This is a genomic window from Xenorhabdus miraniensis (genome assembly GCF_002632615.1).
In genome coordinates this window covers 1-13,473 of record NZ_NITZ01000043.1, presented here as the reverse complement: position 1 = coordinate 13,473, position 13,473 = coordinate 1, and the positions used below count along the sequence as shown (strand labels likewise).

At 31.2% G+C, this 13,473-nt stretch carries 8 protein-coding genes; all 8 read left to right on the top strand.

What is annotated here, in order from left to right:
• A partial coding sequence (locus tag Xmir_RS21065; RefSeq protein ID WP_244171006.1) for an ABC transporter substrate-binding protein occupies positions 1 to 472 on the top strand: 472 nt, incomplete at its 5' end.
• Positions 473 to 1,787: 1,315 nt separating this feature from the next.
• A complete protein-coding gene (locus Xmir_RS21050; RefSeq protein WP_099115969.1) occupies positions 1,788 to 2,735 on the top strand; it encodes a filamentous hemagglutinin N-terminal domain-containing protein in 948 nt (315 codons plus the stop codon).
• 196 nt (positions 2,736 to 2,931) lie between these two features.
• Positions 2,932 to 4,626 carry a ShlB/FhaC/HecB family hemolysin secretion/activation protein gene (locus Xmir_RS21045; protein ID WP_099115968.1) on the top strand — a complete coding sequence of 565 codons (1,695 nt, stop codon included), beginning with the start codon at positions 2,932 to 2,934 and terminating at the stop codon, positions 4,624 to 4,626.
• 21 nt (positions 4,627 to 4,647) lie between these two features.
• Positions 4,648 to 5,607 carry a filamentous hemagglutinin N-terminal domain-containing protein gene (locus Xmir_RS21040; protein ID WP_099115967.1) on the top strand — a complete coding sequence of 320 codons (960 nt, stop codon included), beginning with the start codon at positions 4,648 to 4,650 and terminating at the stop codon, positions 5,605 to 5,607.
• Between the two features lie 245 nt (positions 5,608 to 5,852).
• Positions 5,853 to 11,072, top strand: a complete 5,220-nt coding sequence (locus Xmir_RS21035; RefSeq protein ID WP_167386035.1) for a two-partner secretion domain-containing protein — start codon at positions 5,853 to 5,855, stop codon at positions 11,070 to 11,072.
• Between the two features lie 87 nt (positions 11,073 to 11,159).
• Complete coding sequence (locus Xmir_RS21030) at positions 11,160 to 12,200, top strand: DUF596 domain-containing protein (protein WP_099115965.1); 1,041 nt, start codon at positions 11,160 to 11,162, stop codon at positions 12,198 to 12,200.
• A 154-nt stretch (positions 12,201 to 12,354) separates the two neighbouring features.
• Positions 12,355 to 12,753: a hypothetical protein gene (locus Xmir_RS21025; RefSeq protein WP_099115964.1), complete on the top strand. Its 399-nt coding sequence runs from the start codon at positions 12,355 to 12,357 to the stop codon at positions 12,751 to 12,753.
• Positions 12,754 to 12,933: 180 nt separating this feature from the next.
• The gene (locus Xmir_RS21020; protein ID WP_099115963.1) at positions 12,934 to 13,218 is read left to right on the top strand and encodes a hypothetical protein; all 285 of its coding nucleotides are present in this window, start codon (positions 12,934 to 12,936) and stop codon (positions 13,216 to 13,218) included.
• Positions 13,219 to 13,473 lie beyond the last annotated feature (255 nt).

The window sequence follows — 13,473 nt, the reverse complement described above, 5'->3', positions numbered from 1 at the left end:
TAACCCACTTACTTTTAATCTGCTTTATAACACGCAGGAAGGACATAAAAAAATTGCCATTGCGGTTAGCTCAATGTGGAAAAAAAATCTTGGTGTAAATGCTATTTTGCAGAATCAGGAATGGAAGGTCATGTTAGATAATATGCACCAAGGGAAATTTGATGTTATCCGGCGGGCATGGGTTGCGGATTATGATAGCCCGATGACGTTCTTATCGTTATTTTCATCTAAGCAAGTAAAAAATACATCTCTATATACAAATGATGAATTTGATCAGTTATTAGAAAAAGTGTCTGAAACTAATGATAAAGATTTTTATCAGAAGGCATCTGATATATTAACAAAAGATTTGCCTATTATTCCTATCTATTTTTATGTTAATCATAATATGGTTAAACCTTATGTTGGTGGCTTTCATGCTAACACAAGGGGAGAATATTTCACAAAAGATCTTTATGTTATTGAAAATTAAAAAATAAATAATCAGAGCCTGTCTACACAGGCTCTGATAACAGTGGAGTGATAAATAATAATGTTGGAAATTATCGAATAAGAATTAATTACAATAATGAAGAATAAAAACGCAAACCAACATAACTAAAAAAATAATGAATAAAACCATAAAAATATTATCTTGCTCAATTATGATCTTTTTAGGAAATATTGCCTTATCTCATGCAGCCGTGATTCCTAGTGGAACAAAGTTGGCAATCAAGCAGGAAATTGTCCGCAATAATTTCTCTGAACCTGCCCCTCTTACGTTCGATCTGTCTGCCAGCCCTTTGCTCCGCAGTCATTACTCGCTTCGACGCTACTATGGCTGACTCCGACTTACTGATACTCATTTCTCAGGCCTTGTATTTGGCACTTGTGCTCGAAATACTCACTCCATTGAGAAGTGTCAGGATCTCCTGGGTTTTGCACTATTCTTTACAAACTCGCCGACGCCCGCGGCTCCGGTGTGTGTCCTTGAATGGATATTTGCCAGTATGACCATTCAGAAGCTACTGCCTACTAGTTGGACAAACTATCGGCACACACGATTAAATGAATTTCGGCGCTATCACGTTCACCCTTTGGTTTCGACTCGAATGTTTCGTTGTCTACGCTTCGTCTCCTTTGTTACCGCTAGAAACGCAAGACTCGCTACGTAGTGGTCTGGCTTGTCCTTTCTACGGTGGGACTTTCACCCACAAGATCAGTACAGCTTTGCCCCGCGCACTGTCCATTTCATTACTATCCGTGCCCTGAATACAACTGATCTGTATTTGATATTATTTCCACCTAATTATGTTTCTATTTTAAATCCTATAGCTATCAGGTGATACTGATCTTATTATATTTCTGGTGATAGTTAATAAGTGTATTTTTTTCACCTCGTTATATTATTTATTTTTAATAACTAGGATATATAACATTAAAGAGTTAATTTTAACACTATTTCTGTTACAGATCTCAAATTAGACCATTTGTTATACATTTAGTAAGTCGTGTGTGATAAGAATTAATATGTTATCCAACTTAATGTATTAATTTATTAAAGCAGAGAAATAAAACTGAGGGCGGTAGCATTTCTAAATTAAACATCATCAAATAAATACAATAAGGGAGTGTAAGCATGTTTACCTCCAGATTAAGCATATAGCATTTATTATGCGAACCCGCCTAATTATTTAATGATGATATTAGTAACATAGTTAATTATGAAATGTATCTGTAGTTCTACAATAACTGAAATAATGTCCATTTGGATAGTAAAATATCATTTAAAAAAAGGTAATTAAGTTATGAAAAAAACTAAAATTTTTGCAAAAACAATCTTAGGTTGTTTAATCTCTTTTGCAAGCATAAATGCAGCTTTTGCAAATCCAATAATCCCAGATAATGCTAATACTCAAATTCAAAATGTTAATAATATACCTGTTATTAACATTGCTAACCCCAATGGTGCCGGAGTTTCTTATAATGCTTACAAAGAGTTTAATGTAGGTTCTCAAGGAACAATTTTAAATAACTCTTTAAGTGGAGTGAATTCTCAATTAGCAGGCCAATTAGATAAAAATAATAATTTAAATAGTGCTGCTAAAATTATCGTTAATGAAGTTGTTGGCGGTAATCAATCTCAATTTTTAGGGAAATTAGAATTAGTTGGTAATAAAGCTAATGTAGTAATATCTAACCCAAATGGTATTATGCTTAATGGAGCTGGTTTTATTAATTTGGATAATGTAAATTTAAATACTGGCAAAATTTCTCTAAGGCCAGATGGTGCATTACATAGTGCTAATGTAGCTGGTGGTAAAATAACTATTGGCGAAAAGGGATTAGATGCTACTAGTGGTGTAAATGGGGTTGCTCTTGTAAGTAGATTTCTTGAGCTAAATGGCAAAATTAAAGCTAAAAATTTAGCTGTAGTTATTGGTGGTAATGAAAAAGATTACAATAAACCGCAATATGCAATTGACACTAAAGCTCTAGGTGGCATGTATGCCGATACAATTAGCATAAAATCTTCTGAAAATGGATTTGGTATTAATCTAGGTAATTTAGTAAGTACGGGAGATCTTTATGTAACAGCTGCCGGCCCGGTAAATTTTTCAGGTACTATTAAAAGTGGTAATACTCTTATGGTAACGGCTCCTGTTATTAAGACAGATAATGCAAAACTGCAAACCGGTAATGGACTTCCTCCTTTCTTAGTTATTATGAATCCCTATGGTACTATATTATTATGAACCTCTATGGGTTACGCTTAATTAATAACTAAGTTTTTTTTAAAAAGAAAACCCACTTGAATTCAAGTGGGTTTTCTATAATTATTCTTTTATTTTAATTTCTCTTATCCTTTTTAAAAAATAATTTTCACTTTTGTATGATTTACTCAACTCTATTTAAGTTTGTTTTAAAATTCAAAAAAGGATTTATTTCTATATGATGTTTATTAAAAAAACTCTAAAAATTTTTCTTTATTTGACTTTAATAACTTCTCCTAAACTCATAGCCTCGTCTGATAATTTGCCTAATATCAGTCCAATAGATCAAGAAGTTCTCAAACAAAAACAAAAAGAAATATTAGAAGAATCCCAAAAACAACAAGATTTTGGTTCGAATCTTGAAGCACCTAAATCAAAAGAGTCATCTTCTTTAAAAGATAATATACTTTGTCAAATAATTACTAATATCTCTATTAACAATGCTCAATATTTTCCAAAATCAAATCAAGAAGCACTAATAAAACAAAATATCTCAAAATGTATGACATCTGAAGATATTTATTCTTTACTTGATGAGATATCTACTTTTTATATGGAAAAAGGTTACATTACGTCAAGAGCCTTTTTAAGGCAACAAGATGTATCTGATATATATAAAGGTAACCTTATTATTACGGTTATTGAAGGTAAGATTGATAAAATAATTATTAATAATGAAGAGTCGCTAGCCTTAAAGATGGCTTTTCCTAATATGAAAGAAAAAATACTTAATCTGAGAGATATTGAACAAGGATTAGAACAATTAAATCGATTGCATTCTTATCAAGTTAAAATCGATATCAGACCTTCTAATAAAGCAGGATATTCTGATATTGTATTAGAAAAAATTTCATCTGAATTACCTATAGGTTTAGATTTAGGTTTAGATAATAGTGGACAAAAAAGTAAAGGTAGAGATCAGATTAATATTTCTTTACAGCTAGATAATGTATTATATTTAGCTGATTCTTGGACATTTTATGGTAGTAAGGATCTTGATTTTAGAGGTAATCATAGAACTTGGTATATTTCTTCGGGAGTAAGCATTCCTTATGGTTATTGGTTATTCAATTATCAGTATTCAAAAAATGAATCATATCAGGATATTCCTATAGGTTATTTTGGAGAGTTACGCTATATAGGTAAAGGACAGTCACATTCTATATCAGCAAATAGAACTTTATATAGGGATGGAAAACAAAAATTAGGTTTAAATATGAGTTTTACATCCCGTGAAACCGAAAATATTCTAGGGGATTTTAAACTATCTAGTGGAGCAACCTTAAATACTCTATACATGGGTCTTAATTACAGTTCAACTTTATTAGGAGGTTATTTTAGATTTAATCCTGCAATAACGAAAGGATTATCTACATTAGGGGCTACTAAAGATGATAATTTCAAAAATACACCTAAAAGCAAATTTCATAAATTTAGTGGTAGTTTAAGTTATTACAAGCCTTTAGCTAAGGATATTTATTACTTTACTTCTGCTTATGGACAATATAGTTTAAAGAATCTTTATTCTAGTGAAAGATTATCTATAGGAGGTTTGTATTCAGTTAGAGGATTTAAAGAACAATATATTACAGGGAATTCAGGAGGTTATTGGAGAAATGAACTTAATTGGAAATTAGTAACAATTCCAAAATTAGGTGAACTGTCTTTAAATGGTTCGTTAGATACTGGCTGGCTTAAAGAAGAGATAGCTAAATCTTCGGAAGGAGGTAACTTAACAGGAACTTCGTTAGGATTAACTTTAAACAATAATATAAGTAATCACTCAATTACAATTGGAAAACCTTTAATTTATCCTAAATATCTTAAACCAGATAATTTAGTTATATATTGGTCTACTTCAATTAATTTCTAATTTTATAAGGAAAATAGACATATGACTATCAAATTTAAATTAGCTATACTAAGTTCTTTTATATCTTTAGTAACTGCAAATTCAGCTTTTGCAAATCCAGTAATTCCTAACGATTCTAAAACACAAGTCCAAAATATTAATAATGTACCAGTAGTTAATATAGCTGCCCCTAATCTCTCAAGAGTATCGCGTAATGTTTATAAAGAGTTTAACATTGGAGAACAAGGTCTGGTACTAAATAATGCAATGGAACAAGTAGCTTCTGAATTAGTAGGACAACTAGATAAGAATCCTAACTTTAGAACATTACCTGCGGGTTTGATTATCAATGAGATCGTTGGTGGAAATCAATCTCAACTTTTAGGAAAATTAGAGGTAGCAGGTATTCCAGCCTCCGTTATGATAGCTAACCCTAATGGTATTATGATTAATGGACTTAGTTTTAACAATATACATGAAGCTAATCTTAGTACCGGAATTATTGATTTTGATAGAAGGAGAAATCCAATTGCATTAAAAGTAACCAAAGGTGAAATTACTATTGGTGAGAAAGGCTTAGATAGTACTAACGTTGAATATCTTAATATGTTTGGTAGAACTTTTAAAGTACAAGGTGATATCGAAGCAGATTATATAGGTATTAATGCTGGAGGACTTTTGGCAGATATGAAAAAACTTACATATACTGCAATTGAAGGAGAAGGAGCCAAACCTCAATTTTCAATAGATACTAGCGATCTCGGTGGTATATATGCTAATAGAATTATGATAAAAATTACTGAAAAAGGATCTGGTGTTAACTTAAATGATTTAGATGGTAAAAATCAACTTATTATACAAGCTATTGACAGTAATTTTGTAAATATTAAGGGGCTTTTTAGAAGTGACATGCCTAAAATTATAGAAGCCTCTCAATATATTCATAAAGGTATAAAACATAAATGGACAGAGGATAATGGCTGGATTGAAGTAGGGCTGTAGAATTACTATTTAAGTGTAGATTAACGAAACTCACTTATTTTTTAAGTGGGTTTCACTTATAAAAAATTAAGTTATTAAAACGAAATAATTAAGCAATTTAATAATAAAGTATTCATTTATATAAGTAACCAAATTTAATTGTAAGAAACTATTAAAGATGTACGAGTTATTATTTACGTTTCTCAATTTTTAAAGGTTATTTATCTTAAAAATTGAGATTATAAGATACTATAATGGAAGGAATTATGAAAAAATATGATAATCCCAATCAATTTATAAAGATAACATGTTATTTTCTTATATACTTAACAGGTATATATCCCCTCAATTCAGCTTTCGCAAATCCAGTAGTTCCCGATAATTCTCAAACTCAAGTTGATATACTTGACGATGTACCAGTTATTAATATAGCTAAACCTAACAATGTTGGTGTCTCTTACAATAGTTATAAAGATTTTAATATTGAAGAGCAAGGGTTGGTATTAAACAATTCATTGGAACAAGTAACTTCAGAAATAATAGGTGATTTAGATAAAAATCCTAATTTTTCAGATAAAACTGCAAAATTAATTATAAATGAAGTAACCAGTGGAAACCAATCTCAACTTAAAGGTATATTAGAAATAGCTGGTGATAAAGCCACTGTTATGGTAGCTAATCCTAATGGAATTACTTGTGATGGCTGTGGTTTTTTTAATATATCTAATGCAACTTTAACTACCGGTAAACCTAGTTTAAATAATGAGGGATTCTTAGATACTTTAAAAGTAACTAAAGGGAAAATTAATATCAATGGTGAGGGCTTGGATGGTAGTTTAGGCGAACTGGATTCTATTGATATTATTAGTAGAGCTTTAGAAGTAAACGGAATAATTCAAGCAAAACCGACTAATCTCACCATAATTCAAGGTGCTAATCAAATAAATTACCAAAAAGGTACACTAGTTGGTAATATTAAGGGTGAAGGAAACTCTCCAAGATTAGCAATTGATACTAAAGCTCTAGGTGGTATGTATGCTGATAGAATTAATATTCTATCTACTGAAAGCGGAGTTGGTGTTAACTTAAGTGATTTGCGAAGTATCCGAGGAGACATTACTATAAATGTTAATGGTGATGTAAATCTCATTAGTGAATTTAATAGTGACAAACTTAAGAGCAGAAATATTTTAGCTAAAACAGATTTAAATATAGGGGCTAATAATATTATTATAGGTTCTATAGATAAAAGAATGGCTAAAGATAATGAAAATATTTCTCCTAGAGTTGAATTAGTAAGTGCTGGAGGTGATATTACTTTAGCAAGTAAAAATAAAATTGAAAATAATATTAAACTAGTATCTGGAAATAATATAAGATTATTAGGAAATGTTATTATAAATGGAAATGAACAAAATTTTAATGATTTCAGTAGTTCTCCTTCAATTTCAGCTGGAGATAATATATGGATTCAAAAAAATGTTAGGGGAGATAAATCCGATTTAGTTCAAAATATAGGGGCTAAAATTACTACCAATAAGGGAGATCTTATAGTTAGAACTAAATATTTAGAAAATAAAGTTATATCCAAATTTGACAGATTAACGAAATATGATAATACTCTTGCTAAAGATAAAGGTATTGATTTGGAGTTTTCTAGAGAAGGACTTCAATCATGGGGTAATTCATATATTTACGCCGATATATTAAATAGTACTAGCAATATTACCTCTAAAAAAGATTTAATTATTACCGGGCAAGAGTTAAATCATTCCTATATTAGTGGTTTATATCATAAACCTAACCCTTATGTAAAAATAACGCCTCAGATAAAAGCTCAAAATAACTTGGTCATAGATTTTAATAAATTAGTTAATATAAACACTAAACAGTTTAATGATGCCTATTTTAGAACAGATGATCAATATGCATATAGAATGAATCATATTAATGATGATTCGATTTCTGTTGAAGGTAAAAATGTTATATTAAAATCTGATGAAATCAATTTCCATGGAGCGATAAAAGCTAATAATGACCTTAAATTTATTGCAAATAATGATATAAATGCAATAAAAAGTGAATTAAGGGCAGAAAACGAAGTATCTCTTATAGCAGGTAATAACATCGATCTTAGAAGGCTTAAGCTATATGCAAAATCTGCTAATTTAATTGGCAAAGATGGAAATGTTAAAGTTTATGGTATTAGTGATGAAGATTCTATAGTTAAAACTTATACTGATTTACCTTATGCGATAGCTAGTTTTATTGGTACTTTACAAGATTTAATTGTTTCAGCTGGAAAAAATATTACTTTTGAAAATACTCGACTTGTCGGTAAAACAGAAAATATGGCATTTTCTGCAAATGAAGATATTACTATCGAAAATAATGATAAAGAACTCAAAAATTATATTATGAGTCCAGCTCATGAACAACTTTCAAAACAAATTCTTGAAGAGCCTTTTGAGCTTAGAAGCCCAATTCTTGCTAAAAATCTTTCAATGACTGCTGGCGGAAATTTAATTTTGGCTGGAGTTCAGATAAATTGTTTAGGAGGATTGGCAACCAATTGTGGAGGTAATACTAATTTAGTAACAGTAGATGCAACCAATAGTATTAATTTAGCTGCTGGAAAAGGTATTGCAATAGGTCTGAAGAAGTTTAATCAAAGATATGCTTTTGACTGGGGTAGAGTAGAAGATTTAACTACATTTATTAATTCTGGAAATGTAGCGATAAATTCTGGCGGGCCTATTATATTGCAAGCAGCTCAAATTAATTCTAAAGGAAGTACATCACTATTAGCCGGAGGTCCTTTAGTATCAATATCTAAAGATTATGGTAGAGGTGATCCAAATTCAGATTATTTTCTTGATGCTAATTTAATAACTTTCATTAAAAGTGATAAAGATCTTACTTTAGTAGCTAATGGGGATATTTCAACCCAAGGCGATAATTTAATATCTGGAAGAAATCTTACTATAACTTCAGGAAGTAATATTAAATTTGATGCAGCCCTTAATAGAAAGTATTCTATGAAAAGTGATAATTATGAGCACGTAACTCATAAAGGAACAACTTTAGGAGCTAAAGGCTTATTAACAATAAATTCTGAAGGGAGTATTTTATTTAAAGCTACTGAGCTAGCTGTTGAAGGATTAAAGAAAGATGTTTCAAATAACTCATTAAAAGGATCTATGGTTTCTGGAACTATGGATATAGCCGCTAAAGGTGGGTATTTATATGCTCAAGCTTTAGATGAAACTATATATTATGAATCAACATCCACAAAACGAAACTGGTGGGGAAAGAAAAAAGAAATTAAAAAAATTAACAGAACTACAACTCCAGTAGTTACTGAATTCTTAGCCCCTACAGGTTATATCAATATCTTGAGTAGAGATGATAGTACTTTTGAAGCCAGTAAAATCGAAGCTGGTAAAAATACTAATTTAACGAGTTTACAAGGAAAAGTTAATTTTAAAGCTGTGGAAGCTAATAAATTCAGACAAACTATTACATTGTCTAAAGGTTTTTTTATTAAACAAAACGATCAAGGTTATCAAGAAAATAAATGGATTTTGCCTCAAGTTAGTGTAGGAGGAACACTTACAGTTAATGCAGCTCAAGGTATTACATCCGACATTAAAGCGAAAAATGATCAGACTTTACAAGATGCTGTTACTTTATTAAGTACTGAACCGGGCATGTCTTGGATCAAAGATATTAATAAACGTAGTGATGTTCAATGGAACAAAGTACAAGATGCGTATACTGAGTGGAATGAAACTAATAAACATTTAAATCCAGTGGTGGGTGCAGTCATTGCAATAGTTGCCGCAGCAGTAACAGCTGGTTACGCAGCTCCAGCAGTAACTTCAAGTGTAGGTGGTGGAGTAGTAACTCAAGGAGCTGTAACTGCTGGTATGGCAGCTGTAGCCAGTAAAGCAGCAGTTTCAGTAGTAGAAAACGAGGGTAACCTCTCTAAAGTTTTTAAAGACTTAGGTAATAGCGATACAGTTAAATCAGTAATAACTTCAATGGCGATCGGAGGTGCGTTAGCTGGCTTTGACTCTGCGATGGGCTGGACTAAGGCTGTTGGAGGCGCCGATAAAGCTAAATTGCCGTTATTAACTAAAACTGATTGGATTAAAACTGCTCAACGAGTTGCGGGACAAACTTTAATTAAATCAAGTTTGAATACAGCAATTAGTGGGGGGAGTTTTAAAGATAATTTTAAAACTGCATTATTATCTACTACTGCTGATCAGTTACATGCAGAAGGCGCTAATTTAGTTGCAGAAAATACTCCAGCTTTAGGAATACCTGGAAAATTATTTAGTCATGCTGCAATTTCGGCGTTAGCTGCCGAAATTGGAGGTAATGATCCTAAAGCTGCTGCGGCTGGAGCACTAGCTGCCGAAGTTGCAGTTTTATCTTTGGGGGATAATTTTTACAAAGATACTACTAGCGGTTTAATTAAAACTAAAATAGTTGGAGGTATTGCAGGGGGGCTTGTTTCAGGCACTGCAGAAGGTGTTCATAGTGGAGCTCATGCTGGTGAGTTAGCTATTGAATTTAATTCATTATCTGGAGATAAAGCTAGAAAGGCACTTGAAGCAGATGCAGAATATATAAAAGCATTAGTTCGCGAAAAAATGGGCGAGAATATCGCATCTTCAATGGTGAACGGCGTATTGATTTTCTTATATGAAACAGGTGATTTAGCAGCGGCTGGACTAGATACTACATTTGATGCTGCAGCAGCCTTAGTAACTTGTGCAACTGGAAGTAATTACTGTGATAGGGCAAGAAGTGATTTAGCTAAAAAAGATCAAGCTGTTGCAAATGCATTTGATTCTATTAGAAATGGTTATGCATGGGAAGGTATTAAAATAATAGTAGCAAAAGCAGCTCAAGGTGATCAAAAATCTTTAGAGAATGTTGCTGGATTTTTGATCGGAGCTAAAGTCCCTTTAGGGGTGGTACGTGGAGAGGGAATTCTTAACAAAATAACTATTAAACCTGTTACACCAAAAGGTGGTGCTGGTGGAAATTGGAACGTATTAGATGAAATAGTAGACCCTGATGTTGTAGGACAAAAAACTCCAACAGGATGCGGGGGGGCTTGTGGTGAAATGTTACTTCAAGATAGAAAAATTCCTGTCTCTCAAACAAAACTAGGTGGAGGATTGAAAAGTCCTGAAGAGTTAGCTAGAGATCTTAATAAATATGATACTGGCTGGAAAGGTGGTTTTGTAGGATGGGAACACTTTGATAATTTAAATAAACTGGGTTCTTGGAGTGCTATAATGTGGGATCAAGGTAGTAAAATTGGTCATTTTGTAGTTGTTGCCGGTGTTGATGCTAAAACAGGACATGTTTTAATAAAAGACCCTTGGAAAGGGGGAACTAGGTATAAAATGACTGAATCTGAATTTATGAATACTTGGAGCGGAAATGCTGTCTTTAGACAAAAGTAATTCATAGTATATAAGTTTATAAAAAGCCACTTAATAAAGTGGATTTCGAAACAAAGATAATTATCTAAAAATTTAAAAGGTTTTACAATGTTAAATATTACGAATATTACTTTGGTATCAATGAATTATAACAAAAATACAAATGTAGTTACTTATTATTTTGATATAGATGGAATTAGAAAATATTTTCAGGCAAAACTTCATGGTGGAGTAAGTATTGAAATTTTAAACGATTTAGAGGGTTATGAATTATCTAGATTACCTTATAAATCTAGTGAGTTAATTGAAATAACCTATAGGTATGTTAGAGGTAAAAAAGTTATTTTTCCAATTCAGTTATTTCCTCATAATAATTATATAGTATCCGAAAATGAATATGAGCAAATTATTATGTTGTCTGAGGGTAATTCTCTTGAAACATTATTTAGATATTCAAGACCTTATCCAACCTCTATTGAGATTCCTCCTTCTTTCACTTTCGAGCATAGAAAAGAAATTTTTTTCTGGTTACTAGAAAGATTAATGAAAGATGGACATCTTAATCTTGGTAAAAAAGGGAAACTCCTAGAAGGTACTATAGAAGAACAAATAGATTTGTTTAGGAAAACTTTACCAACGCCTAGATATCATTATCCATTCTGGGATCAACCACAAAATATAATAGAAAACCTTTTACCAAACTTAACTTCAGAAGAACCCTATGAAATACCTGATTGGTTTAATGGTGATGAGTGTCCTGCAACTGCAGTATGGGTATACCCTAATGGATATGTAGAATGGACAGAGTTATCTTTAGTTAAAAATAGAATTGAGCCTTCTAAATGTAAAGAAAAATTAAAAATATCTAAAATAGAATACAAATCTATTAATTTGTCTTGGATACATCATGATAAAGATTCTGATATAATTACATATTGTTTTGATGTGGATGGAAAAGTTAAATATTTTCAAGCAAAACTCGTTATTTATTTAGAGGTTGCAGAAAGTATTAAATGTATAGGAAATTTTGATAATTGGTTAATGTCTGTAATGCCTTTTCAATCAAGAATAACTGGAATATTGGCTAGACTAAGTTGGGATTATGCCAAGGGTAGAGAAATTAGTTTTCCTGTTCAGCTGATTAGTTAAATATTTAAAAGATCTCAGGTTCAATAAAAGTTCTAAGCATGACTTAATAAAAAGTTTATAGAACTGAGATCTTTTTTAATTTATTGAGGAGCTATTGAACTGATTATAACACTATTCTTACTTTAACCCAAGTTACGTTAAAGGTAAATGTACAATGAGTAGATTTCCAGAAAACTCAATTATTGTTGAAAATATATCAACTAATACTTTAAAGATTATGGTTACAAAAAATGGAGATATGCTAGTTAACAAGATGAAGTTACTAGGTTTTTCTATAATGAATGATGAAATCAGAGAATACTACAAGGATGATGATAGATATTATATAGATCCTTTTGCGAATTTTATGAAACTATCAGTAGATACAGAAGAAGAAAAAATAAAAATAATTAAATTATTAATTAAAGAAGAAGCTCTCTTTTCATGTGGACGTAGTTGGTCTCCTGAAGAAATAATGGATTATTATAAGAACGATAAGAAACTTATATCAGAAAAATACAAAACTATATATTGGTATGGCTCGGAGAAATATTATATCAGAGAAGTTGAATAATGTTTATTTTAAAATAATGCTGGAAGGCCATTGGGGTCTTCTGGTTTTATTCTCATATAAAGGGAACCTCCCTCTCTGTCAATGTTGTTAATGGGGGTGATAACTATGTTGACAATTACCGGAAAGGGGGAACTAGTTATAAAATGACTGAATCTGAATTTATGAATACTTGGAGCGGAAATGCCGTCTTTAAACAAAAGTAATGTGCATATCACACGCATAGATTACGATTATGATACTAAAAAAATCGTTTTTTATTTCTTACATGACAATGTGGAAAAACTATTTTCTACTACTGCTGAAGATTTAGGGAAAATACAACTTATTTCTGCTACTTCTGAATTAGAGGAATTTTTAACATGCTTACTATCTATTGATTTTGAAGTTATCCAGAGATTTCATAGGATCACTTGGGATTACATTAAAAAAAGAAGAGAAATTATTTTTCCTGTTCAGTTAATCTAACTTTTAAAAAATTTCGGTTTTAGTGAATTTTTCTATGAAGCTGAAATCTTTCTAAGTTTGGTATAAATCTAAGGATATAATCTATAGGGAACCTCTAAAAACTCTCAATACAAAAAATAAGATCAATTTTGCACTCACCAATAAATGACCTTATTATGTATGACTTTTTCTTGTTTTTTTAGGAAAAAAATAAACTCATCGCTTTTTCATCGCATACCGGAATTAAAAGGCATGAATGCCGGATTTTCCAAAATA